This is a genomic window from Luteimonas sp. Soil_C_16, from assembly GCF_057657295.1.
The window spans coordinates 15,349-38,338 of sequence record NZ_JBDGIS010000001.1; the positions used below are offsets into that span (position 1 = coordinate 15,349).

Annotated in this window: 24 protein-coding genes; 23 read left to right on the top strand and 1 reads right to left on the bottom strand. The window is 69.3% G+C overall.

The window, feature by feature from the left end; all coding sequences use genetic code 11:
- The first annotated feature begins 172 nt into the window (after positions 1–172).
- The 20 genes from fliD (at position 173) to AC3A5T_RS00180 (ending at position 17,796) form a co-directional block, all read left to right on the top strand.
- A complete protein-coding gene (gene fliD / locus AC3A5T_RS00085; protein WP_487626808.1) occupies positions 173–1,501 on the top strand; it encodes a flagellar filament capping protein FliD in 1,329 nt (442 codons plus the stop codon).
- 8 nt (positions 1,502–1,509) lie between these two features.
- On the top strand, positions 1,510–1,896 hold the full coding sequence (gene fliS / locus AC3A5T_RS00090; protein ID WP_487626809.1) for a flagellar export chaperone FliS: 387 nt from the start codon (positions 1,510–1,512) through the stop codon (positions 1,894–1,896).
- A 3-nt stretch (positions 1,897–1,899) separates the two neighbouring features.
- The gene (locus tag AC3A5T_RS00095) at positions 1,900–2,208 is read left to right on the top strand and encodes a hypothetical protein (protein WP_487626810.1); all 309 of its coding nucleotides are present in this window, start codon (positions 1,900–1,902) and stop codon (positions 2,206–2,208) included.
- On the top strand, positions 2,205–2,792 hold the full coding sequence (locus AC3A5T_RS00100) for a PilZ domain-containing protein (RefSeq protein WP_487626811.1): 588 nt from the start codon (positions 2,205–2,207) through the stop codon (positions 2,790–2,792). The genes AC3A5T_RS00095 and AC3A5T_RS00100 overlap by 4 nt, the downstream gene beginning before the upstream one ends.
- Positions 2,793–2,885: 93 nt before the next feature.
- Positions 2,886–3,515: a response regulator transcription factor gene (locus tag AC3A5T_RS00105; RefSeq protein WP_332079705.1), complete on the top strand. Its 630-nt coding sequence runs from the start codon at positions 2,886–2,888 to the stop codon at positions 3,513–3,515.
- Between the two features lie 496 nt (positions 3,516–4,011).
- Positions 4,012–5,412 carry an RNA polymerase factor sigma-54 gene (gene rpoN, locus AC3A5T_RS00110; protein WP_487626812.1) on the top strand — a complete coding sequence of 467 codons (1,401 nt, stop codon included), beginning with the start codon at positions 4,012–4,014 and terminating at the stop codon, positions 5,410–5,412.
- Positions 5,412–6,911, top strand: a complete 1,500-nt coding sequence (locus tag AC3A5T_RS00115; RefSeq protein WP_487626813.1) for a sigma-54 dependent transcriptional regulator — start codon at positions 5,412–5,414, stop codon at positions 6,909–6,911. Before rpoN ends, AC3A5T_RS00115 begins: the two co-directional genes overlap by 1 nt.
- A gap of 57 nt (positions 6,912–6,968) precedes the next feature.
- Positions 6,969–7,331, top strand: coding sequence for a flagellar hook-basal body complex protein FliE (gene fliE / locus AC3A5T_RS00120; protein ID WP_232134100.1), 363 nt, complete (start codon positions 6,969–6,971; stop codon positions 7,329–7,331).
- Between the two features lie 66 nt (positions 7,332–7,397).
- Positions 7,398–9,110 carry a flagellar basal-body MS-ring/collar protein FliF gene (fliF, locus tag AC3A5T_RS00125; RefSeq protein WP_487626814.1) on the top strand — a complete coding sequence of 571 codons (1,713 nt, stop codon included), beginning with the start codon at positions 7,398–7,400 and terminating at the stop codon, positions 9,108–9,110.
- A gap of 13 nt (positions 9,111–9,123) precedes the next feature.
- Positions 9,124–10,110 (top strand): flagellar motor switch protein FliG, encoded by a 987-nt coding sequence (gene fliG / locus AC3A5T_RS00130; protein ID WP_332079704.1) that lies wholly within the window; start codon positions 9,124–9,126, stop codon positions 10,108–10,110.
- A gap of 17 nt (positions 10,111–10,127) precedes the next feature.
- The gene (locus tag AC3A5T_RS00135) at positions 10,128–10,724 is read left to right on the top strand and encodes a FliH/SctL family protein (RefSeq protein WP_487626815.1); all 597 of its coding nucleotides are present in this window, start codon (positions 10,128–10,130) and stop codon (positions 10,722–10,724) included.
- Positions 10,725–10,726: 2 nt separating this feature from the next.
- Positions 10,727–12,163, top strand: a complete 1,437-nt coding sequence (gene fliI, locus AC3A5T_RS00140) for a flagellar protein export ATPase FliI (RefSeq protein WP_487627417.1) — start codon at positions 10,727–10,729, stop codon at positions 12,161–12,163.
- A gap of 5 nt (positions 12,164–12,168) precedes the next feature.
- On the top strand, positions 12,169–12,615 hold the full coding sequence (gene fliJ, locus AC3A5T_RS00145) for a flagellar export protein FliJ (RefSeq protein WP_232134097.1): 447 nt from the start codon (positions 12,169–12,171) through the stop codon (positions 12,613–12,615).
- The gene (locus AC3A5T_RS00150; protein WP_487626816.1) at positions 12,612–13,922 is read left to right on the top strand and encodes a flagellar hook-length control protein FliK; all 1,311 of its coding nucleotides are present in this window, start codon (positions 12,612–12,614) and stop codon (positions 13,920–13,922) included. Before fliJ ends, AC3A5T_RS00150 begins: the two co-directional genes overlap by 4 nt.
- Positions 13,923–14,214: 292 nt before the next feature.
- Positions 14,215–14,712: a flagellar basal body-associated FliL family protein gene (locus tag AC3A5T_RS00155; protein WP_487626817.1), complete on the top strand. Its 498-nt coding sequence runs from the start codon at positions 14,215–14,217 to the stop codon at positions 14,710–14,712.
- Positions 14,712–15,728, top strand: a complete 1,017-nt coding sequence (fliM, locus tag AC3A5T_RS00160; RefSeq protein ID WP_425497271.1) for a flagellar motor switch protein FliM — start codon at positions 14,712–14,714, stop codon at positions 15,726–15,728. The genes AC3A5T_RS00155 and fliM overlap by 1 nt, the downstream gene beginning before the upstream one ends.
- A complete protein-coding gene (fliN, locus tag AC3A5T_RS00165) occupies positions 15,725–16,057 on the top strand; it encodes a flagellar motor switch protein FliN (RefSeq protein WP_232134092.1) in 333 nt (110 codons plus the stop codon). The genes fliM and fliN overlap by 4 nt, the downstream gene beginning before the upstream one ends.
- Positions 16,058–16,062: 5 nt before the next feature.
- Positions 16,063–16,680 carry a flagellar biosynthetic protein FliO gene (gene fliO, locus AC3A5T_RS00170; RefSeq protein ID WP_487626818.1) on the top strand — a complete coding sequence of 206 codons (618 nt, stop codon included), beginning with the start codon at positions 16,063–16,065 and terminating at the stop codon, positions 16,678–16,680.
- Positions 16,681–16,691: 11 nt separating this feature from the next.
- Positions 16,692–17,522 (top strand): flagellar type III secretion system pore protein FliP, encoded by an 831-nt coding sequence (fliP, locus tag AC3A5T_RS00175; RefSeq protein WP_487627418.1) that lies wholly within the window; start codon positions 16,692–16,694, stop codon positions 17,520–17,522.
- Positions 17,523–17,526: 4 nt separating this feature from the next.
- A complete protein-coding gene (locus AC3A5T_RS00180) occupies positions 17,527–17,796 on the top strand; it encodes a flagellar biosynthetic protein FliQ (RefSeq protein ID WP_232134089.1) in 270 nt (89 codons plus the stop codon).
- 167 nt (positions 17,797–17,963) lie between these two features.
- Here the strand turns inward: AC3A5T_RS00180 and AC3A5T_RS00185 are convergent, their stop codons facing one another.
- The gene (locus AC3A5T_RS00185) at positions 17,964–18,494 is read right to left on the bottom strand and encodes a hypothetical protein (RefSeq protein ID WP_487626819.1); all 531 of its coding nucleotides are present in this window, start codon (positions 18,492–18,494) and stop codon (positions 17,964–17,966) included.
- Positions 18,495–18,877: 383 nt separating this feature from the next.
- Between AC3A5T_RS00185 and fliR the strand changes: the two genes are divergently transcribed.
- From fliR to flhA, 3 genes are read left to right on the top strand one after another with little or no spacing between them, the layout of a single operon-like run.
- On the top strand, positions 18,878–19,666 hold the full coding sequence (fliR, locus tag AC3A5T_RS00190) for a flagellar biosynthetic protein FliR (protein ID WP_487626820.1): 789 nt from the start codon (positions 18,878–18,880) through the stop codon (positions 19,664–19,666).
- A gap of 10 nt (positions 19,667–19,676) precedes the next feature.
- Positions 19,677–20,849, top strand: a complete 1,173-nt coding sequence (gene flhB, locus AC3A5T_RS00195) for a flagellar biosynthesis protein FlhB (RefSeq protein WP_487626821.1) — start codon at positions 19,677–19,679, stop codon at positions 20,847–20,849.
- Positions 20,846–22,930 carry a flagellar biosynthesis protein FlhA gene (gene flhA, locus AC3A5T_RS00200; protein ID WP_487626822.1) on the top strand — a complete coding sequence of 695 codons (2,085 nt, stop codon included), beginning with the start codon at positions 20,846–20,848 and terminating at the stop codon, positions 22,928–22,930. The genes flhB and flhA overlap by 4 nt, the downstream gene beginning before the upstream one ends.
- Positions 22,931–22,990 lie beyond the last annotated feature (60 nt).

Genomic DNA, 22,990 nt, shown 5'->3' on the forward strand with positions numbered 1-22,990 from the left:
TCCAGTGCGGCTTCGCAGGCGAGGCCGTACTGGAACGGGCACATACCGTCGATCGAACCCACCTGCCACTTGCCACTACAGGGCCCGACATGACCGCAGACTTCCCCATCGCCACGCAGCAGCCCGGTGGTCCGGCGTGCGCAGGCATGGCGCAGTCCAGGGCGGTGCACTGATGGCACTGGGCGTCGTGGGCTCGGGCATCGACCCGACGACGACCGCGAAGCAACTCGTGGCGTCGGAACGCGCACCGGCCGATGCGCGGTTCGCGAAGACCGAGACCAAGATCAAGGCCGAAGTGTCGGCGATCGGTTCGCTGCGCTCGGCGATGTCGAACCTGCAGTCCGCACTGCGCACGCTGTCGGGCACGCAGACGTCGATGGCGCGCACGGTCGGCCTGTCGGCGAACACCGCGTTCGCGGCGACCGCTTCCGGCGGCGCACCGACCGGGCAGTACCAGGTCGAAGTGCTGGCGCTCGCCAGTGCGCAGAAACAGTCGTCTGCCGCACTCGCCAGCGACAAGGCCGTCGTCGGGACGGGCACGCTGGCGATCGGCGCCGGCGAGCACCAGTTCTCGATCGAGCTCGCCGACGGCAAGAACACGCTCGCCGACCTGCGCGATGCGATCAATACGGCCGCCGCCGGCAAGGGCGTGCAGGCCGCGATCATCACCGGCGACGACGGCGCACACCTGGTGCTGACCGCGCTCGACAGCGGCACGTCCAAGGCGATCACGCTCGACGCCAGTGGTGGCGACGGCGATCTGCAGGCGCTCGTCTCCGGCATGTCGGAGATCGCGCCCGCGCAGGACGCACTGGTCAAGGTCGACGGCATCACGCGGACCAGTGCCTCGAACACCATCACCGATCTCGTGCCCGGCGTCAGCTTCACGCTGAAGAAGGCGGCGCCCGGCGAGCCGGTACAGATGACGGTCTCCAACGATTCAGCCGCACAACTGTCAGGCGTCAAGGCCTTCGTCGAGAAGTTCAATGCCGCGTTGTATGCCGTCGCTTCTGCGACCAACTACAACGCGACGACCAAGGTCGCGGCCGCACTCAACGGCGATGCGATGGTGCGTGGCATGTCGCGCGAACTGCGAGACATGATCGGTGGCGACGTGATCGCGCTGAAGGAACTCGGCATCACCATCGGCAAGGACGGCACGCTGACCTTGAACGAAGCCAACTTCAATGCCGGCCTCGCCAAGGATCCCACGGCGGTCGGCACGATCTTCGGCGCCGGAGACGCGTCGCTGGGCACCCGGATGGGCACCAGCATGACCGCGATCCTCGACAGCAATGGCCCGCTCAAGACGCGCGACGACAGCCTGACCCAACGCACCAAGGTATTGACCCAGCAGCGCGACGCGCTCGACCGGCGCATGTCGCTGGCCGAGGCGCGCTACAAGGCGCAGTTCATCGCGCTGGACACGCTGGTGACCAAGCTCCAGAGCAGCAGCAACTTCCTGACCCAGCAACTCTCGTCCTCGACGAGTGCCTCGTGAGAATGAACATGCACGCGCGCAATCTCGCCAACCAGTACAAGCAGACCGGCGCCGCCAGTGCGGCGCTCGACGCCAGCCCGCACCAGCTGATCGCGATCATGCTGTCGACCGCGCGCGAGCGCATCCGTCTGGCGCTGGCTTGCCTGGAACGTGGCGACGTGCCGCGCAAGGCGTATGCGATCACCGATGCCTGCGCGATCATCGGCGGCCTCAACAGCTCGCTGAACCTCGAAGCAGGCGGCGAGATCGCCGATGGCCTCTCGGCGCTGTACGACTACTGCCAGCGCCGACTGCTCGAAGCCAACCTCAACAACGATGCCTCGCCGTTGCGCGAGATCGATGACATCCTCGGCGACATCGAAGGCGCCTGGCGCCAGATCGCACCCAAGGACTGAACGATGGCCGCCCAGCTGCCCGCGCTCGACCGTGTACCCGACCTGCCGGTCGATGCCGTACGCACGGCGATCGCCGCCGAAGACTGGGACACCGCCGCAGCGCTGCTCGACGCACATCACGGCGAGATCGTGTTCGCGCTGGCCAAGGTCGATCTGAAGGTCGTCGCGCGCCAGCCCTGGCTGGATCTGCTGGCCGCGCACGGGGTGCTGATCGAGGAACTGCGCGTCGCCCGCGATGCGGCCTCGGCAGAACTCGCGCGACTGGGCCAGGGTCGCCGCGGCGCCAACGCCTGGCTGCGGGCGCTCGCATGAGCGCCGTCGATCGCCCGACGCTGTCGCCGACCCAGGCGCACGACGCGCTGTTCGGCGACATCCTCACGCTGCACGAAACGCGCTCGGCGACGTTCCTGCCCGGCGCGCTGGACGACGCCTCCCGCGAACGCCTGGCCCTGCAGGGGGAAGCCCTGCTCCGCGGCCTCGCGGTCATCGACGACGGCGCGCCGCGGGTCGACGATCCCGAACAGCCGGCCGATCCGGCCCTGTTGCGGCTCGAAGCCAAGCTGGACGTGCTGACCCTGCTGATGACCGGCTTCGCCGCCGCGCAGGGCGCGATCGATGCACCGGTCGGCCTGGCGTGGTCGGCGCGCGGCGCGGAGGTGCAGGTGCGCGGCGCGTTCGCGGTCGGCACCGAAGGCACGTTCCGCATGTCGGCCAGCGACTGGCTGCCGACGCCGCTGATGGTGCCGGCGACGGTGATCGCGAGCGCTGCCGGCGAAGGCGAGGTCACGCGCGTCTGGTTGCGCTTCGGACCGCTGTCGCCCTCGTTCTCCGATGCGCTGGAACGCCACGTGTTCCGCATCCATCGCCGCGAGGTCGCGGAGATTCGCCGACGTTGATCGCACTCCGCACGTGATGTCCAGCCTGTCGCACGGTCCTGATCTTCGTTAAGGTACAGACCGGGGGACACAAGGAGTGGGGTCACGGACGTGATTCGGGTACTGATTTGCGACGACCATGCGCTGGTGCGCGCGGGCGTGCGCCGGCTGCTCGAGGCAATGGACGGCGTCGAAGTGGTGGGAGAGTCCGGCAATGCCGACGACGCGGTCATGCGCGCGCGTCAGACGCTGCCCGACATCGTGGTCCTCGACCTCTCGTTGAAGGGCCGCAGCGGCTTCGATGCGCTGGCCGAACTGCGGCTGGCGGTTCCCGAAAGCCAGGTCGTGATCCTGTCGATGCACGAGGACGTGCTGCACGTCCGCGAAGCGCTGTCGCGCGGCGCCCTGTGTTACGTGGTCAAGGACGCGCCGCCGGCGGAGCTGGAGATCGCCCTGCGCGCCGCATCCAACGGCCGTACCTTCCTCAGCCCGCAGGTGTCCGCGCCGCAGTTGCGCAGTTACCGCGCCGAGCGGGCGCCGGGCGATGTCGAAAGCCTGCCGCGCCGCCAGCGCGAAATCCTCAACGCGCTCGGCGCCGGCCGCAGCACCAAGCAGATCGCCGCCGATCTGGCGATCAGCATCAAGACGGTGGAAACCCATCGCTCGCGGATGATGGAAGCGCTCGGGTGCCGGAATGCCGGCGAACTGCTGCGCATCGCGATGCGACACCACGACCGGCCCTGAGCGCACCGCAGCGCGCTCGCAGGATGGGCAGAGCGCAGCAAGACCCATTGCGTGGCGCCAGATCGATGGCGTCGGAAACGCGTCGTCGCCATCTATCGTGTTGATCCACGCAAGTCGACGTTCCGGGCCGTCTTGAACGGCGTTTCGAGGGGTGTCGCTGCGCGCGACCCGGCCTCCGAGCGGGGGCTGCGTAGGCCACCCCTACAACCGGATCCCGCGGCATGCGTCTTGCCAGACGCGTCGATCGATCCGCACTGCACGCAAACGACGTCGAAAACCCGACTTGTGATCGCGATCACACGTGACGCGCCGCGTCATTCCGCGTCACTTCACATGGTTTTCACGTCATTTTCACGACGCAAAGTCAGGGCGGCCCCTACACACCTACAGGTACGCCCTGAACAGGCGACAGGTTTGCCCTGATTCGTGCGCCGACATCCTGACTTCACGATATCTCCACTGGCTGACGGGGTGTCGGCCGAGGGGATTCGAAGTGATGAAGGGCACTCTTCGCGCCGGGATGGCACAAGGCGTCAATCTGACGCCGCAGCTCCTCCAGTCCATCCGCCTGCTGCAGCTGACCTCGCAGCAGCTGGCGACCGAACTCCAGCAGACCCTCGAGCGCAACCCGCTGCTCGAGCAGGACGAGCCGGAGCTGGACACCGAGACCCCCGACTCCGATATCGCCGGCTTCGAAGCCGCGGCCTGGGACGAACTGCCCGAGCCGGCCTTCCTGTCGGGCCTGGGCAGCAACGGCAGCGCCGGCGGTTTCGACGACGACGCCACCGCGCGCATCGCCGATGGCGAATCCACCGACATGCGTCAGCGCCTGCTCGCGCGCCTCGCGCTGGAGTGGGCCGCCAAGGATCTGCCGCTGGCCGCGTTCTGGCTCGACCGCTGTGACGACAACGGCTATCTCGAGCAGTCGCTTGTCGAGCTGCTGGCCGAAGGCGAAACCCAATTCCCCGGTCGCGCGCACGATCTGTCCATTGCACGCCAGCGCCTGCTGCACGGCGAATGGCCGGGCATGGCCGCGAGCGATCCGACCGAGTGCCTGTCGGCGCAGCTGCGCGTGCTCGCCCCCTCCGACGCCCGTTCGCTGGCGCTGCGCATCCTCGCCGACCACGTCGACCTGCTGGCCGCGCACGACGATGCCGCCCTCGCGGCCGCGTTGTCGGTCGAGGTGCCAGCGGTGCGCGATGCCGTCGCCCTGATCCTGTCGCTGCGCGCGCATCCGGTCGAAGCGCCGGCGTCGGTCGAGGACAGCCACATCATTCCCGACGTCGTGACCTGGCACGCCGGTGGCGCCTGGCGCGTCGCGCTGGGCCGTCACACCACGCCGCGCGTGCGCATCAGCGCGCATTGCGAGCGGGCGCTGGCGGGCAGCGACCACAGCGTGCTGCGCGGCCTGCTCGACGAAGCCCGCTGGCTGGTCCGCGGCCTGGCGATGCGCAACGACACTCTGTTCCGCACCGCGCAGCTGCTGGTCGAGCGCCAGCGCGGCTTCCTCGAACAGGGCGACGAGGCGATCCTGCCACTGACCCTGCGCGAAGTCGCCGATGCGATCGGCGTGCACGAGTCCACCGTCTCGCGCATCGTCGCCGGCAAGTACATCCAGACCCCGCGCGGCACGATCGAACTCAAGCGCCTGTTCGCCGTGCGCCTGGAAGGCGCCGACGTGTCGGGCAGCGCGGTCCGCGCGATGGTCAAGCGCCTGATCGACGACGAGCCGCGTCACGCGCCGCTGGCCGACGACGTCATCGCCGGCATCCTCGCCCGCCAGGGCGTGCGCATCGCCCGTCGCACCGTCGCCAAGTACCGCGACCAGCTGTCGATCGGTCCCGCCAAGGCCCGCCATTCCAACCGCCCCGCCGTCGCCCTGCAGGTCGCTGCCTGATGAACACCGCCCGCATCCTCGTGATCGAACAGGACATGGAGCGCGCCGAGCGCGTCGCCACGCTGCTCGAGTTCATGGAGTACACGCCGCGCATCGTCGCCGGCCTCGAGGACCTGGACCTGACCCGTGCGCGCGCCGAGGACTGGCTGGCCGTGGTCGTGGGCGACATCGACGCCGCCGAACTCGCCGGCTTCACCGCGTGGCTGTCGAAGCAGTCGCTGCATCCGCCGGTGCTGGAACTGCCCGGCCACGCGCCCGACGCCGCGTGGCGTTCGCGCCTGCACCGCCAGTCGGTGTGGTCGCTCGATTTTCCGCTGCGCCGCAGCCAGCTGCAGGACTGCCTGCAGCGCGCGGCGATCAACCACGCCGAAGCGCAGGCGCGCGCCGCGCGTCCGCAGAGCGGCCCGACCGGCCACAGCGCCGCGGCCGTCGCGCTCAACCGCATGATCGACCAGGTCGCGCCGCACGACACCACCGTGCTGATCCTGGGCGAATCCGGCACCGGCAAGGAAGTCGCCGCGCGCGCCGTGCACGAGCGCTCCGCCCGTCGCGAGAAGCCCTTCGTCGCCGTCAACTGCGGCGCCATTCCGGCCGACCTGCTGGAGAGCGAACTGTTCGGTCACGAGAAGGGCGCGTTCACCGGCGCGCTCACCCAGCGCAAGGGCCGCTTCGAGATGGCCGAAGGCGGCACGCTGCTGCTCGACGAGATCGGCGACATGAGCCTGCCGATGCAGGTCAAGCTGCTGCGCGTGCTGCAGGAGCGCTGCTTCGAGCGCGTCGGCGGCACCGGCACCATCAAGTGCAACGTGCGCGTGATCGCCGCGACCCATCGCGATCTGGAATCGCGCATCGAGAACGGCCAGTTCCGCGAGGACCTGTTCTACCGCCTCAACGTGTTTCCGATCGAACTGCCGGCGCTGCGCGAGCGCACCGAGGATCTGCCGGCGCTGATCGCGGCGATCTCGCGCCAGCAGGCCGAGCAGGGCCGCGGCCAGGTGACGCTGTCGGCCGATGCCGTCGCCACGCTGCAGAAGCACCGCTGGCCGGGCAACGTGCGCGAGCTGTCCAACCTGCTCGAGCGTCTGGCCGTGCTGCATCCGGCCGGCACCGTGCGCGCCATGGACCTGCCGCCGCGCTACCGCGCCGCACTGCCGACCGGCGAGCTGCTCGACGACGCACCGGTGCTGCGCCAGATCGCCGAACCGCAGACGCCGATCGCCCGTCTCGTCGCCGCGCCGTCGCCGGCACTGCCGACCGCGGGCGACGACCTGCCGAGCGCGTCCTTCGATGCGCTGCCCAGCGAAGGCATCGACCTGCGCGATCACATCGCCGCCATCGAACTGCAGCTGATCCGCGCCGCACTCGCGCAGGCCAACGGCGTCGTCGCACACGCTGCGCCGCTGCTGGGCCTGCGTCGCACGACGCTGGTCGAGAAGCTGCGCAAGTACGGCATCGATCGCGAAGCCGACACCACCACGGCGGCTGCGGCAGGTTTCTGACGAGCCGCTGGCACGGGAATTGCCTGAACAGCTTAGAGCCGCTGCGAAGCCACCCCGATGACCGACGCCATCTCCTCGATCCTCAGCCAGATCCGTGCGCACGAAACCCGTGCGCGTGGCGATGTCGGCAACAGCAATGCGATCGACACCGGTCTCGGCAACGCCCAGCTGGGCCGCGTCGACAGCGGGACCAAGGCGCCGGGATTCGGTGAGCTGCTGTCGGGCGCGATCGACAAGGTCAGCCAGACCCAGGCCCACAGCAGTGCGATGCAGACCGCGTTCGAACTCGGCGATCCGCGCGCGGATCTCGCCCGCACGATGGTCGCGATGCAGCAGTCGTCGGTCGCGTTCCGCGCCACGGTCGAGGTCCGCAACCGCCTCGTCCAGTCCTACCAGGACGTCATGAACATGCCGGTGTAAGTGCGACACGCCTGACCGCTCCGCCCCGCTCTTCCACCTTCATTTCCGACTGCCGAATTCCCGCCCATGAGCGCCGTCCCCGTTCCCAACTCAGGACTTCCGAAGGCCGCTGCCGCACTGCGCGACCTCGGCCGTTTCCAGGACATTCCGGTCGTGCGCCAGGCGGGTCTGTTCCTGCTGGTCGCGGCGACCATCGCGCTGGGCCTGTGGCTGTTCGTCTGGACCCAGAAGCCGGACTTCGTGATGGTCTCCGCCGGCCTCGACGCCAAGTCGACCAGCCAGGCCGCCGACACGCTGCGCAGCGCGCAGATTCCGGTGCGTCTCGACGCGGCGACCGGCGGCCTGTCGGTGCCCGCCGACCAGGCCGGTGCCGCGCGCATGGCGCTGGCCTCGGCTGGACTGACGGCTGCCGGCCCGGCCGGTTTCGAATCGCTGCAGGGCGACCAGGGCTTCGGCACCAGCCAGTTCGTCGAGAACGCGCGCTACCAGCACGCGATGGAGATCGAACTCGCACGCACCATTTCCAACCTGCGCCCGGTGCGCGAAGCGCGCGTGCATCTCGCGATTCCCAAGCCGTCCGCCTTCACCCGCCAGAACGAGCCGGCCAGTGCATCGGTCGTGCTGCAGCTGCATTCGGGCCAGGCGCTGGAGCAGAGCCAGATCGACGCGGTCGAGCGCCTGGTCGCGTCCAGCGTGCCGGACCTCTCGCCCGAGCGCGTGACCGTGGTCGACCAGTTCGGCCGGCTGCTCTCGAGCCCGGATCCCGACAGCGCCGAGGCGATCACCGGCAAGCAGTTCGAACAGCAGCGTCGCCAGGAAGCGCTGTACGTGCAACGCATCGAGGAACTGCTGGCGCCGATGACCGGCCCGGGCCGCGTCAGCGCCAAGGTCAGCGTGGACATGGACTTCGCGACCACCGAGCAGGCCAGCGAAACCTACGGCCCGCAGGCGGCGATCGTGCGCAGCGAGCAGTTGTCGGAAAGCGGCAACCTCGGCGCGGCTGCGCCTGCGCAGGGCGTGCCCGGCGCCGTCGCCAACACGCCCAACGCCGCCAACACCACCGATCCGGCGAACCCGCAGGCGCAGACCGCGCAGACGACGGCCACCGGTCCCGGCAGTCGCAGCTCGACGCGCAACTACGAGATCGACCGCACGCTCACCCATACCCGCCAGGCCGTGCCGCGCATCCGTCGCGTCACCGCCGCGGTGCTGGTCGACAACGTCGCCGGCGCACCCGGCACCGACGGTGCGGCCGGCGAAGCGCGTCCGCTCAACGAAGCCGAGATCACCCGCATCGAAACCCTGGTGCAGCAGGCGATCGGCTTCGATGCGCAGCGCGGCGACGCGGTGTCGGTGGTCAACGCGCCGTTCGCCCGCGAGACGATCGAAACGCCGGCCGGCCCACCGATCTGGCAGGACCCGCAGATGCTGCAGATCGCGCGCATGGTGCTCGGCGGCCTCGCCGTGCTGCTGGTGATCGTGTTCGTGCTGCGTCCCGCCTTCCGCCAGCTGATCGGCACGCGGCAACGCGCGGCCGGCAACGAACTCGTGCCCGCGGGCGCAGTCGCCGGCAGCAACAACCTCGGCACCGTGACCGCCGAAGTCGTCGACGACGACGACGACGTGCCGGTCAAGCTCTCGCCCGCCTATTCCCCGAAGCCGGCGCTGCCGCCGGCGCCGGGCTTCGACCAGAATCTGCAGACCGCGCGCGACGCGGCGAGCGCCGATCCCAAGCGCGTGGCCCAGGTCGTGCGCGAGATGGTGGCTTCCGATGGCTGATGCACCCGACTCCCTGAGCGGCACCCAGCGCGCCGCCGTCGTGCTGCTCTCGCTGGGCGAGGCGCAGGCCGCCGAAGTCCTGCGCCACATGGACGCCAAGGACGTGCAGAAACTCGGCGTGGCGATGGCGACCGTCGGCGACATCTCGCACCGCACCGTCGAGCGCGTGATCGGCGAGTTCGCCGACGTCATCACCCAGCCTGCCAAGATCGGCGACGGCGCCGACGAATACGTGCGCGCGGTGCTGATGCAGGCGCTCGGCGAAGAGCGCGCCAGCGGCGTCATCGACCGCATCCTGACCGGCCAGAACACGCCCGGCCTCGACGCGCTGAAGTGGATGGAACCCAAGGCGATCGCCGATCTCGTGCGTCACGAGCATCCGCAGATCATCGCCATCGTGCTCGCGCATCTCGACGGCGACCAGGGCGCCGAAGTGCTCAAGTGCCTGCCCGAAGCGCTGCGCGGCGACGTGCTGATGCGCGTGGCCACGCTCGACACCATTCCCGCGCACGCACTCACCGAACTCAACGACGTGATGGCGCGGCAGTTCTCCGGCACCCAGACCGCGAAGCCCGCGGTCGTCGGCGGCGCCAAGGTCGCGGCCAGCATCCTCAACTTCATGGACGCAGGCAGCGACGAAGCGCTGCTGCAGTCGATCAGCGAGGCCGACGGCGCGCTGGGCGACGAGATCCGCGATCTGATGTTCACCTTCGACAATCTGGCGACGATGGAAGACCGCACGATGCAGGCGATCCTGCGCGAGGTGTCCTCCGACACGCTGGCGCTCGCGCTGCGCGGCGCCGATCCGCGCGTGCGCACCAAGGTCACCGGGAACATGTCGCAGCGCGCGGCCGAAATCCTGATCGACGACATGGAATCGCGCGGCCCGGTGCGCCTGGCCGAAGTGGAAGCCGCGCAGAAGGAAATCCTCGCGCAGGTGCGCAAGATGGCCGAGTCCGGTGACATCACGCTGCAGACCCGTTCGGAGGACTTCGTCTGAACGCCGTCGCGATCAACATGGACAACGCCGAGCGCTGGATCGCACCGGGTTTCGGCGAAGCGCCGCGCGCTGTGCCGCGCGCCGCCGACGTGCCGCGCCCGCTGACCGCCGCCGAGATCGAGGCGCTGCGCGAAGCCGCGCAGCAGGACGGCCACGCCGCCGGTTATGCAGCCGGTCTCGCTGCGGGCGAAGCGGAAATCCAGCGCCGCATCGCGCAGCTGCAGGGCGTACTCGACGGCTTCACCCGTCCGCTCGCGCGGCTGGACGGCGAAGTCACCGACGCCCTGTCGGATCTCGCCGTGCGCATCGCCGGCGCGCTGGTCGGTCGCGCCTATGCCGCCGATCCCACCCTGCTCGCCGATCTGGTGCGCGAAGCGCTCGACGCGGTCGGCAGCGCCACGCGCGAAATCGAACTGCGTCTGCAGCCCGATGACTTCAACGTGCTCGCGCCGCATCTGTCCGGTCTCGCCGGCGTGCGCGTGACGCCCGATCCGTCGCTCGGCCGCGGCGAACTGCGTCTGCACAGCGAAGGCGTGCGCATCGACGGCACCGTCGCCACGCGCATGCAGGCGGTGCTCGACACGCTGCAGGCCGACGAAGGCGACGCGCCATGATGATGAGCCCGGCGATGCAGGCGACGGCGATCGCCGCGCACGACGACACGCTCGCCGGCTGGCATGGCGCGCGCAGTCTGCGTCTGGCCGAACGCCTGCGCGGCGCGGCGCCCGATATCGAACATCGCGGCCTGGTGCGCGAAGGCGTGCTGCGTCGCGCGGTCGGGCTGACGCTCGAAGCCTCCGGTTGCACGGCGCCACTGGGTTCGCGCTGCCGCGTCGCCACGTCCGGCGACCGCTGGGTCGATACCGAAGTCGTCGGTTTCTCCGGCGACCGCACCTTTCTGATGCCCACCGGCGATCTGCAGGGCCTGCTGCCGAATGCGCGCGTGCTCAGCACGCGGCGCAAGGGCGAGGTCGCGGTCGGCGAAGGCCTGCTCGGCCGCGTCATCGACAACGACGGCGAACCACTGGACGGCAAGGGTCCGATCCGCGCCGAGAGCTACGTGCCGCTCGCCGGCACGCCGATCAATCCGCTGTCGCGCCAGCCGATCGAGGAATCGCTCGACGTCGGCGTGCGCGCGATCAACGCGATGCTGCCGATCGGTCGCGGCCAGCGCGTTGGCCTGTTCGCCGGCTCCGGCGTGGGTAAATCCACGCTGCTGGGCATGATGACCCGCTTCACCCAGGCCGACGTCATCGTCGTCGGTCTGATCGGCGAACGTGGCCGCGAAGTCCGCGATTTCGTCGAAGCCACACTCGGCGAAGAAGGTCTGCGCCGCGCCGTCGTCGTCGCCGCACCCGCCGACCGGCCGCCGCTCGCGCGCCTGCACGGCGCATTGCGCGCGACCGCGATTGCCGAGTGGTATCGCGACCAGGGTCTCGACGTGCTGCTGCTGATGGATTCGCTGACGCGATTCGCCCAGGCGCAGCGTGAGATCGGCCTGTCGGTCGGCGAGCCGCCGACCACGCGCGGCTATCCGCCGAGCGTGTTCGCCAAATTGCCTGCCCTCGTCGAACGCGCCGGCATGGGCGCCGATGGGCACGGCTCGATCACCGCGTTCTACACCGTGCTCACCGAAGGCGACGACCAGCAGGAGCCGATCGCCGACGCCTCGCGCGCGATCCTCGACGGCCACATCGTGCTGACGCGTCGCATCGCCGAGTCCGGGCAGTACCCGGCGATCGACATCGAACAGTCGGTCAGCCGCGTGATGCAGGACATCACCGACGCACCGTGGCGCGAGCGCATCCGCAAGCTCAAGCGCCTGATGGCGGCGCACGGCGCGCAGCGCGATCTGATCGCCATCGGTGCCTACCAGCGCGGCAGCGATCCGGTCGTCGACGAAGCCCTGCAGCGCTGGCCCGCGATCCAGCATTTCCTCGGCCAGGACGTGCGCGAGTCCGCCGACGTGCCGGCCAGCCGCGACGCACTCGCACGCCTGCTCGACGACGCCGCCGGTCAACCCTTTCCGCTCAACCCGACCCACGGGACCTGATCACCATGCGTTCGCAACGACTCGACCCGCTGATCAAGGTGGTGCAACAGCGCCAGGACGAGGCCGCGCGCCGCGTCGCCGAGCGCGAGAAAGTGGTGCGCGAGCAGCAGGACCGGCTCGAAGCGCTGCGCCGCTACGCCGACGAATACGCCGCGTCGCCCGGCTCGGTCAGCATCTCGCCGGCGCTGCTGGTCAACCGCATGGCGTTCCGCGAGCGCCTCAATGCCGCGGTCGTGCAGCAGGCCGGCATCGTCGATCACAGCCGCCAGGTCAGTGACGTCGAACGCGCGCGCCTGATGCTCGCCAGTCGCGAAACGCTGGTGCTGGAAAAGCTCGCCGACAGTTACCGCGCGCAGGAAGCCAAGGTCGAACAGGCCAAGGCCCAGCGCGAACTCGACGAGATCGGCGGCCGCCGTCCGCGCAACGCCGCAACCGCGGAGGACGTGGCATGAGCGGATCGTCGCCCCTGCATCTCTTCGCCGCGACGCCAGCGGCCGCCGCGACTGCAACGCCCGCACGTACCAGCGTCGCGCCGGACGCGATCGGCACCGATTTCGCACGCGTCGCGGCCGATCTCGCAGCCGCCCTGCAGATGGGCGGTGATGCGCCGACCACGCGCCCCGTTCCCGTCGACCCGAATGCCCCCATGAACCCGATGCTGACCGCCGGCGGCCCGTCGCCGCTCATGCAACCCGGTATGCCGACGACGCGACATGCGACGCCGATCGAAGCGCGGCTCGATACGCGTCTGGTCGTGCCGCCGGAGGGCGCGGCGATCGATCCCGCTTTGCGCACGTTGCCCGCCGACGCCGCCGCGCTGCTGCCGACACTGCCGGCCGCCGGCGAGCGCGACACCATCGTCACCGCATCGCCCGACGACGCGCTGTCGCAACAGATGTTCGCGCTGCTGTCGGGGCTTGCGCCGCCGACCGCGCCCGCTGCGCCGACGCCTGCAACCGACGCCGCCGATCTGCTCGCCGGTATGCGCACGCCCGCAGCGCCTGCGCTGGTTTCGCTGCCCGCGCAGGCAATGCCGGTCACGACCGCAGCGCCCGGCGCGATGCCCGATGCGGGCGCAGGCGCAGCTGCGATCGACCTGGCGTCGCTGGTGTCCGAACTGCCGGCGATGCCGCGCACGGCCGAGACCGCGGCCGTCGCTGCACCGATCGCCGCTGCGACGGCCGCGCAGATCGCGCTGGCCGCATCGCAGGAGGTCGATCGCGACGACGCCGTCGCGATCGAGGGTCTCGAGTTGCTGCCGCCCGGCGTGCCGCTCGCCGTGCACGGGTCCACCCGCGGCCCGAGCGCGCCGTCGACGGTGATGCCGCCGGTGCAGATGCCCGCCGATCCCGACGCCGGCTTCGACGACGCCCTCGGCGCCCGCGTGGCCTGGGCCGCGGAGCAGAAACTCGGCCATGCCGAAATCCGCCTCAATCCCGAACACCTGGGCCGCATCGATCTGAAGATCCAGCTCGACGGCACCCGCGTGTCGGCCGAATTCGCCAGTGCCAACGCCGATGTGCGCCACGCGCTGGAAGCCACGCTGCCGAAACTGCGCGAGATGCTCGGTCAACATGGCCTGCAGCTGGGCCAGGCCGATGTCGGCCAGCGCCAGCAGAACGCACCGCAGTCGCAGGGACAGAGTGCCTCGGGCGTCGCCGGTAGTGGCTTCGGCGATGAGGGTGCGAGCGCGAACGTCGCGACATCGACGCCTGCGCCGGTGCTGCGGAATCGCGGGCTGCTGGACGAGTACGCCTGAGACGTATCGCCCGATGCGTGATCGCACGGGCTGACGATTTGCCCCCACCCAACCCTCCCCCGCATCGCTGGGGAGGGCTCGCGTTTCCTGCGCTCGCAGACGGCAACCCTTCCCCCGCTTGCGGGGGAAGGTGGGGATGGGGGCAATCAATCGGATCGCGGGTCGCTGATCCGAGCGAGATCTGCGACAGACGTCATTCCTGTCGACTTTCCGGCACAGGCCTCGACACCCCATCGCCAACACCCCGGCACACGCCTTGCATCCGGTGGGTATCCATCCCCGGAGTCGCCCCGTGTCCGCTGCCCCTGCCCAACCGTCCGCCCCCAAGAAGAAGAGCAAGCTGCCGCTGATCATCGGCGCGGTGGTGCTGCTGGCCGGTGGCGCCGGCGGTGGCTGGTGGTGGACCCAGCACAACGCGCCGGCGCATGCGCCCGAAGGCGAGGCGGCCGCGTCGGCGACGCCGGCCAAGGCCGCGGCGACCTACTTCGCGCTCGATCCCTCCTTCGTCGTCAATCTCGCCGATGCCGACGCCACGCGCTTCCTGCAGGCCGACGTGCAGGTGATGACGCGCGATCCGAAGACGCACGCGGCCATCGAGGCGCAGGCGCCGGCGATCCGCAACCGTCTGCTGCTGCTGTTCGGCCAGCAGACCGCCGCGCAGCTCGGCCAGCGCAGCGGCAAGGAACGTCTGCAGGAGCAGGGCCTGGCCGAAGTGCGCAAGCTGCTGCGCGAGGAAGGCCAGCCGGACAAGGCCGAGGCCGTCATCTTCACCAGCCTGGTCGTGCAGTGATGAGCAACGAGCTGCTGTCGCAGGACGAGATCGACGCGCTGCTGCACGGCGTCGACAGCGGCGCGGTGGGCACGGATGCGCCGGCCGCGCCGGGCGAAGTGCGTCCCTACGATTTCGCCCGCCAGGGCCGCGTGGTGCGGGGCCGCCTGCCGGGCCTGGACGCGGTCAACGAGCGCTTCGCGCTGGCCTTCAAGGTGGGCCTGTTCAACCTGCTGCGGCGCTCGTGCGAACTCACGATCCGCGGCGTCGACGTGGTGCGCTTCGACGAGTACATGCACTCGCTGCCGCAGCCGGCGAACCTCAACGTGATCCAGGCGCGGCCGCTGCGCGGCAACGCGCTGGTGGTGTTCGAACCGCGGCTGGTGTTCACCGTGGTCGACAACTTCTTCGGCGGCGGCGGGCGCTTCCCGGCCAAGGTCGCCGAGCGCGAGTTCACCCCGACCGAGCAGCGCATCGTGCAGCTGATGCTGCGCCAGGTGTTCGCCGACATGACCACCGCCTGGCTGCCCGTGCAGGCGCTGGAATTCGCCCATACCGCCACCGAGAGCAATCCGCTGCAGGTCGAACTGATCGATCCGCGCGACCACATCGTCATCAGCCGTTTCAGCATCGCGCTCGACGGCGGCGGTGGCGATCTGCACGTCGCCCTGCCCTACAAGATGCTCGAACCGCTGCGCGACCACCTCGAGGCCACCGGTCCGCGTCGCCAGCGCAGCGATTCCGACGAGACCTGGGCGCGGCACCTGCGCGCGGGCGTCGAAGCCGCGGCGCTGGAGTGCAGCGTGTCGCTGGCGCACCGCCAGATCAGCCTGCGTGAACTCTCGCGACTGAAAGTCGGCGACGTGATCCCGATCGAGCTGGCACGCCCCGTGCAGATGGAGGTCGAGTCGACGCCGATGTTCGAAGGCGAATTCGGCACCCACAACGGCTTCAACGCATTGAAGGTCACCCAGCTGAAGTTTCCGCAGGTGATCCCGTCCAACGATTCCCACGAGTTCCAGGCCGCGACCCCATGAGCACCGACACCGCCACCACCGCCGCGTTCGATCCGCTGACCGCCGAGGCCGCTGCCGCGCCCGCGGGCGATCTGAATCTCGACGTCATCCTCGACGTGCCGGTGCAACTTTCGCTCGAGGTCGGCCGCACCCGCATGCCGATCCGCAACCTGCTGCAGCTCACCCCGGGCGCCGTGGTCGAACTGGAACGCGCAGCCGGTGAGCCGCTCGACGTCTACGTCAACGGCACGCTGATCGCGCACGGCGAAGTCGTCGTCGTCAACGACCGCTTCGGCGTGCGCCTGACCGACGTGGTCAGTCCGGCCGAGCGCATCAAGCGCCTGAAGTGACCGCGATGACCAGCGCCCTCGCCGCCCACGCCACGCTCGCCGCGGCGCAGGCACCGGTCGCGATCGGCGGTGCGTCCGCAGCCGATGCGGCCGTCGAAACGCCCGCAGCACCCGCGACCGCATTCGGCGTCGATGCCTTCGTCGTCGACATGCCCGGCCCTGCCGCGCCGGCGACCGCGATCGGCGCACAGGCGATCTCCGCCGCGCCCGCCGTCGCGCAGCCGCTCGGCCGTCCGTCGACCGAGAAGACCGCGCAGGTCGCGCTGCCCGGCAGCGCCACGACGGCCGCGCCAGCCAGCAGCGCCGGCAGCATCGGTGGCGCGGTCCTTGCACTGGTGCTGGTCGTGGGCCTGATCGTGGCGCTGGGCTGGTTCGCCCGGCGCATGCCGGGCATCGGCGGCGCCAGCAATCCGGCGCTCAAGGTGCTCGGTTCGCTGTCGCTGGGCCCGCGCGAGCGCGTGGTGGTGGTCGCCGTCGGCGACACGCAGCTGCTCGTGGGCACCGGCGCAACCGGCACCCGTGTGCTGCACACGCTCGACATGCCCCTGCCGGTGCCCGAAGCGAAGCCGACGCCGGTCTTCGCCCAGGTGCTCGCCCAACAGTTCGGAAAGAAGAAGCCGTGACCAGCTGCTCCATGTTCCGCGCCCGCATCGCCACGCTCCTGCTCGCCGCGCTGCTGCCGTTCGCCGGCGGTGCGCTCGCGCAGACCGCGCCGTCGCCTACGCCGGCACCGATCGCCGCGCCCGCGATTCCCGACAGCGGCGCGCCCGGCTTCGCCGATCTCGCCACGCAGTCGATGCCGGCGGTGACCGTCGGCCAGGTCGGCGGCGAAACCGTCAGCATGCCGCTGCAGGTGCTGGCGCTGATGACCGGCATCACCCTGCTGCCGGCCGCGCTGCTGGGCATGACCGCGTTCACCCGCATCATCATCGTGCTGGGCCTGCTGCGGCAGGCACTGGGCACCGGCCAGACGCCGAGCAACCAGGTGCTGCTGGCGCTGGCGCTGTTCCTCACCTTCATGGTGATGACGCCGGTGTTCGACGCCGCGTGGAGCGCGGGCATCGCGCCCTATCTCGACGGCACCCTGGATTTCCGCAGCGCCTGGGCCGCGGCCAGCGACCCGTTCCGCGGCTTCATGCTGGCGCAGGTGCGCGAAACCGATCTGATGACCTTCGCCGGCCTGTCCAACAGCGGCCCCTACGCGAGCCCGCAGGACGTCCCCTTCGGTGTACTCGCCGCATCGTTCCTGACCAGCGAACTCAAGACCGCGTTCGAGATCGCGTTCCTGATCTTCATCCCGTTCGTGATCATCGATCTCGTGGTCGCCAGCGTGCTGATGTCGATGGGCATGATGATGATGTCGCCGATGCTGATCTCCGCTCCGTTCAAGATCCTGTTGTTCGTGCTGGTCGACGGCTGGGTGCTGGTGGTCGGCTCGCTCGCCGCCAGCTTCAACGCGGTCTGATGCCATGACCCCGGAAACCGCCCTCACCGAAATCTCCCGCGGCATGCAGATGGCCCTGGTCCTCGGCGGCCCGCCGCTGGTCGCGGTGCTGGCGATCGGCGTGATCGTCGGCATCCTGCAGGCCGCCACGCAGATCAACGAGCCGACGATCGCGTTCGTGCTCAAGGCGATCACGCTGGTGGCGACGTTCGCGCTCGTCGGGCATTTCCTGCTGGGGCGGATGGTGGCGTTCACCACCGAGCTGTTCCATCGGATTCCGCATCTGATTGGGTGAGGGCAGTGCCCGCCCGTAGGGCGGGTAGAGCGCAGCGACACCCATCGTTGCGGTGCACCCGCATGCGATGGAACAAGTCCGCGAACTCGACGTCCGCCGAGCGCGCGTCGTTTCCTGAGGCGACTTGGCGATGAGCCCTGCCATGCGGACGAGACTCACAGTCCGCGCTATGGATTCCATCCATGGAAGCCTTTTCGCTTCCAGACTGGCTCCATCCCCAGCTTCGCCGCGTAGATCCATGTGCACATCACCATGAGCGCGGAAAATGCGAAGAGCAGAAAGAACGCTATCCCAATGGTCACGTCATTCGCGGTGGTCAGAGCGATTAAGCCGCGGGATTTCAGGCTGATCGGTTCGCTGGCGTCTCTGTATCCGAAGGCCAGCAGGAGGGGCGGAAGGACCGCCATTACGAAGGCGCTTGCCGCTAAAGCAACTAGCTTTCCTGTCGATTCCGTGCGCATGAGGTATGAACGCCGGCGATACGCGTGCAGAACGAAGCCGCCGGATACAAGCGGAAGCAGGACCAACATGCAGAAGTAAAAGCTCGGCAGGTAATCGAGCGCAGGATTCTTCACTTGAAACCCTGCAAAAGCACTGTCGGGAAGAAGCAGTCCAGAGGCGACAAACGAGGTGACGTCGACGTGCACGACCGCTAACCCAATTGCAAGGGCGAGGTAGATGCCACCCGACCAGAGCATCAGATCCGACCCGTCATGCAATGACCGCCGAAGCGCATTTCTTTTTTTGCGCATTGGTGCTCGCCCCCCCGTTATCGCCCTATCGAAAATCGTATCGCATTCCAGGAATACGCTCTGGGACGCCCCTGTAAGCCTCTGATTTCCAACAGGGCGACGATGGGTTTCGCTGCGCTCAACCCATCCTACGAATCGTTGCCCCAGCGGCTTTCAACAGACGCATGTCTGGTCAAGCTGGGGCCCATTTTGATCTTCGACCCGTCCGCGAAAATGGATCCCAGCTTTCGCTGGGATGACGGCAAAACCCGCTCTGCGCCCCCCGGCACAGAACCTGCATCCCACCCGCGCAGCCTTCAGGCCGCGTATCCGGACCGCAGCTCCCCGCAATGGACACCGTCACCCTCACCACCTCGACCGGCGTCGACATGTTCGCGATGCTCGCGGCAGTGCTGTGGCATGCGATCCGGATCGGCGCGGCGTTGCAGGTGTTGCCGGCGATCGGCGGGCGGACGATGCCGGTGCGGGCGCGGCTGATCCTGGTGATCGCGCTGGCGGCGACGATGAGCACGGTGCTGCCGGCGCCGCCGCCGATGGCGGTGGATTCGGCGACGGTGCTCGGCGTGCTGCGCGAGTTCACGGTCGGCATCGCGATCGGGCTGGTGCTGCGCATGGCCTTCGAGGCCGGGCAGCTCGCCGGTGAACTGGTGTCGCAGGGCATGGGCCTGTCGTTCGCGACCATGGCCGACCCGCTCAGCGGTGCGTCGTCGCCGGTGCTGTCTCAGTGGTTCTTTCTCGTCTTCTCGCTGCTGTTTTTCACCCTCGACGGGCATCTTGCGCTGATCGGGCTGCTGCACGACAGCTACGCGAGCCTGCCGATCGGCCAGGCGTTGCCTGATCTGCAGGCGCTGCTGTCGGCGGTGCCCGCGTTCTTCGCGACCGCGCTGCGCGCCGGGGTGCTGCTGGCCTTGCCGGTGGTGATGGCGCTGCTGTCGGTCAACATCGCGTTCGGCGTGCTGTCGCGCGCGGCGGCGCAGCTCAATCCGATGGCGATCGGTCTGCCGGTGTCGCTGCTGACCGGGCTGATCCTGCTGATGCTGCTGATGCGCCAGTTGCTGGCGCCGGTGCAGGCGCTGTTCGACCAGGCCTTTCTCGCCGCGCGCGGGCTGATCGGCTGAGGCCCGGGCGATGAGCGAGACGGACCAGGAGGACAAGACCGAACTTCCCACCGAAAAACGGCTTCAGGAAGCGCGGGAAAAAGGCAACGTGCCGCGTTCGCGCGAGCTGGCCAACGTGGCCGTGCTCGGCTGCGCGGTGCTGGCGCTCAAGGCGACCGCCGGCAGCATCGGCGCGACCAGCATGGACTGGATGCGCGGCGCGCTGACCATCGACGCGTCGATGCTGGGCACCCAGGATCGTCTGCTGCCGCACGCGGCCGGCCTGTTCGGGCGGCTGCTGCTGGCGATGACGCCGCTGTTCGTCGCCGCGCTGCTGGCCTGCGCGATCGCGCCGGCGGCGATGGGCAGCCTGCGCTTCGCCGGGCAGTCACTGCAGCCCGACTTCAAGCGCCTCAATCCCAAGACCGGCCTCGGCCGGATCTACGGCAAGGAAGGCGCGGCCGAACTCGTGCGCTCGCTGCTGCGTGTGATCCTGATCGGCGGCGTCGGCATGCTGATGGTCTACCACGCGTTCTCGTCGCTGCTGTCGATGCCGCTGGCCTCGCTGGAGCAGTCGGTCGCCGGCGGTATCGACACCGCGATGAACGCCCTGCTGGCGATGGTCGGCGCGCTGGGCGTGCTGGCGCTGATCGACGTGCCCTGGCAGCACATCCAGTACCGCAACAAGTTGAAGATGACCAAGCAGGAAATCCGCGACGAGTACAAGGAAAGCGAAGGCAATCCCGAACTCAAGGCGCGCGTGCGCCAGGTGCAGGCGCAGATGTCGCGCGGGCGGATGATGGACGCCGTGCCGCAGGCCGACGTGATCCTGGTCAACCCGACCCACTACGCGGTCGCGCTGAAGTACAAGGCCGACGGCGACATGCGCGCACCGGTCGTCGTGGCCAAGGGCGTCGACGAACTGGCGCTGGCGATCCGCGCGATCGCCGACCAGCACCGCATCGCGATCGTCGAGGCACCGCCGCTGGCACGGTCCTTGTACAGGCAGGCACAGGTCGATCAGGAAATCCCGGTGAAGCTCTACGCCGCCGTCGCACAAGTGCTGTCCTACGTGTACCAGCTCCGCGCCTGGGCGCCCGGCCGTGGGCCGATGCCGTCGCTGGCCGAGCTCGACGCCGGTCCCGAAGGCGCGGTCGATTACGACCCGACGGCCGGCAACGGCGTCAACGGACCGGCGCGATGAGCGCACAACCGGGACGGGTCTCCGTCGGCGGCGCGTTCGGCGCGATCAAGGCCGGTGCCGCGGCGCCGGTCGTCGTGCTGGCGCTGCTGGCGATGATCATCATTCCGCTGGCGCCGCCGGTGCTGGACGCGCTGTTCACCATCAACATCGCGCTGTCGCTGGTGGTGATGCTGGCCGTGGTCTACGTGCGCAAGCCGCTGGACTTCTCGATCTTTCCGAGCGTGCTGCTGCTGGTCACGCTGCTGCGGCTGGCGCTCAACGTCGCCTCCACCCGCGTGGTGCTGCTGCACGGCCACGAAGGCCCGGGCGCGGCCGGCAAGGTCATCGAGTCCTTCGCCCACTTCGTCATCGGCGGCAGCTTCGCGGTCGGCATCATCGTGTTCGCGATCCTGACCATCGTGAACTTCGTCGTCGTCACCAAGGGCGCAGGCCGCATCTCGGAAGTCTCGGCGCGTTTCATCCTCGACGCGTTGCCCGGCAAGCAGATGGCGATCGACGCCGACCTCAACGCCGGCGTGCTGACCCGCGAGGAAGCCAAGCTGCGCCGTCAGGAAGTCCGCGACGAAGCCGACTTCTACGGCTCGATGGACGGCGCCTCGAAGTTCGTCCGCGGCGATGCCATCGCCGGCATCCTGATCCTGGTCATCAACATGGTCGGCGGCGTGCTGATCGGCGTGCTCTCGCACGACATGAGCTTCGGCGAAGCCATGCGCACCTACACGCTGCTCACCATCGGCGACGGCCTGGTCGCGCAGCTGCCGGCGCTGCTGGTCGCCACCGCGGTCGCGATGCTCGTCACCCGCTCGACCGGCGAGCAGGAGATGGGCGAGGCGGTGTCGAAGCAGGTCTTCGGCCACCAGCGCGCGCTCACCGTCGCGGCCGTGCTGATGGGCCTGATCGGCATCATCCCGGGCATGCCGAACCTGCCGTTCCTGATCCTGGCCGGCATCCTCGGGTTCGTCGCGTGGAAGCTCCGGGGCGCGCCCGAAGCCGAAGCGCAGGCCAAGCGCGAGGCCGAGGCCGTCGCCGCGACCGCCGCCAGCTCGCCGCTGGCCGAACTGAGCTGGGACGAGATCCGCCCGGTCGAGCCGCTGGCGCTGGAAGTCGGCTACAAGCTGATCGCCCTGGTCGACAAGGCGCAGGGCGGCGAACTGCTGGCGCGCCTGAAGGGCGTGCGCCGCAAGCTCACCCAGGACATCGGTTTCCTGATTCCCGCCGTACACGTGCGCGACAACCTCGAACTCGCACCGGGCGCGTACCGGGTGATGGTGCACGGTGTGCCGGTCGCCGGCGGCGAGATCCATCCCGATCGCGAACTCGCGCTCGATCCGGGCCGCGTGTTCGGCCCGCTCGACGGCATTCCCGGCAAAGACCCGGCCTTCGGTCTCGACGCGACGTGGATTCTGCCGAGCCAGCGCGCGCATGCCGAATCGCTGGGCTACACCGTCGTCGACGCGGCCACGGTCGTCGCGACCCATCTCTCGCATCTGGTACGCGAGCGCAGCGCCGAGCTGCTGGGCCACGATGAAGTGCAGCAGCTGCTGTCGACGCTGTCGAAAGCGACGCCGAAGCTCGTCGAAGACCTGACGCCGAAGCTGCTGCCGCTGTCGGTGGTGGTGAAGGTGCTGCAGTCGCTGCTGGCCGATCGCGTGCCGGTGCGGCAGATCCGCCAGATCGTCGAAACCCTGCTCGAGCACGGCGTGCACACGCAGGACCCGGCGCAGCTCACGGCCGCGGTGCGCGTCGCGCTGGGCCGCTTCATCGTGCAGGAACTCAACGGCATGGCCGAAGAGTTCCCCGTCTACACCCTGGCGCCGCAGCTGGAACGGGTATTGCAGGACTCGGTCAACGGCCAGGGCGCAGCGCTCGAACCGGGACTCGCCGAGCGTCTGCATCAGAACTTGAGCGAGTGCGTCACCCGCCAGGAGAGCCGCGGAGAACCCGCCGTGCTGCTCGTTCCCGGTGGAGTCCGCGCCTCGGTGGCGCGGCTGGTGCGGCACAGCGTTCCGTCGCTGTCTGTACTCGCCTACGCCGAGGTTCCCGAAGACAAACGTCTGCGTCTGGTCGGCGCCGTGGGATGACCCGCGGTTCGATTGCCCGCCACTGACACGGTCGGCGCGCCGGAAATCCGGCAGCCGCGG

Coding starts and splice junctions, on each gene's coding strand:
- fliD (WP_487626808.1), top strand. CDS start 173: ATGGCACTGGGCGTCGTGGGCTCGGGCATCGACCCGACGACGACCGCG.
- fliS (WP_487626809.1), top strand. CDS start 1,510: ATGCACGCGCGCAATCTCGCCAACCAGTACAAGCAGACCGGCGCCGCC.
- AC3A5T_RS00095 (WP_487626810.1), top strand. CDS start 1,900: ATGGCCGCCCAGCTGCCCGCGCTCGACCGTGTACCCGACCTGCCGGTC.
- AC3A5T_RS00100 (WP_487626811.1), top strand. CDS start 2,205: ATGAGCGCCGTCGATCGCCCGACGCTGTCGCCGACCCAGGCGCACGAC.
- rpoN (WP_487626812.1), top strand. CDS start 4,012: ATGAAGGGCACTCTTCGCGCCGGGATGGCACAAGGCGTCAATCTGACG.
- AC3A5T_RS00115 (WP_487626813.1), top strand. CDS start 5,412: ATGAACACCGCCCGCATCCTCGTGATCGAACAGGACATGGAGCGCGCC.
- fliE (WP_232134100.1), top strand. CDS start 6,969: ATGACCGACGCCATCTCCTCGATCCTCAGCCAGATCCGTGCGCACGAA.
- fliF (WP_487626814.1), top strand. CDS start 7,398: ATGAGCGCCGTCCCCGTTCCCAACTCAGGACTTCCGAAGGCCGCTGCC.
- AC3A5T_RS00135 (WP_487626815.1), top strand. CDS start 10,128: ATGGACAACGCCGAGCGCTGGATCGCACCGGGTTTCGGCGAAGCGCCG.
- fliI (WP_487627417.1), top strand. CDS start 10,727: ATGAGCCCGGCGATGCAGGCGACGGCGATCGCCGCGCACGACGACACG.
- fliJ (WP_232134097.1), top strand. CDS start 12,169: ATGCGTTCGCAACGACTCGACCCGCTGATCAAGGTGGTGCAACAGCGC.
- AC3A5T_RS00150 (WP_487626816.1), top strand. CDS start 12,612: ATGAGCGGATCGTCGCCCCTGCATCTCTTCGCCGCGACGCCAGCGGCC.
- fliM (WP_425497271.1), top strand. CDS start 14,712: ATGAGCAACGAGCTGCTGTCGCAGGACGAGATCGACGCGCTGCTGCAC.
- fliN (WP_232134092.1), top strand. CDS start 15,725: ATGAGCACCGACACCGCCACCACCGCCGCGTTCGATCCGCTGACCGCC.
- fliO (WP_487626818.1), top strand. CDS start 16,063: ATGACCAGCGCCCTCGCCGCCCACGCCACGCTCGCCGCGGCGCAGGCA.
- fliP (WP_487627418.1), top strand. CDS start 16,692: ATGTTCCGCGCCCGCATCGCCACGCTCCTGCTCGCCGCGCTGCTGCCG.
- AC3A5T_RS00180 (WP_232134089.1), top strand. CDS start 17,527: ATGACCCCGGAAACCGCCCTCACCGAAATCTCCCGCGGCATGCAGATG.
- AC3A5T_RS00185 (WP_487626819.1), bottom strand. CDS start 18,494: ATGCTCTGGTCGGGTGGCATCTACCTCGCCCTTGCAATTGGGTTAGCG.
- fliR (WP_487626820.1), top strand. CDS start 18,878: ATGGACACCGTCACCCTCACCACCTCGACCGGCGTCGACATGTTCGCG.
- flhB (WP_487626821.1), top strand. CDS start 19,677: ATGAGCGAGACGGACCAGGAGGACAAGACCGAACTTCCCACCGAAAAA.
- flhA (WP_487626822.1), top strand. CDS start 20,846: ATGAGCGCACAACCGGGACGGGTCTCCGTCGGCGGCGCGTTCGGCGCG.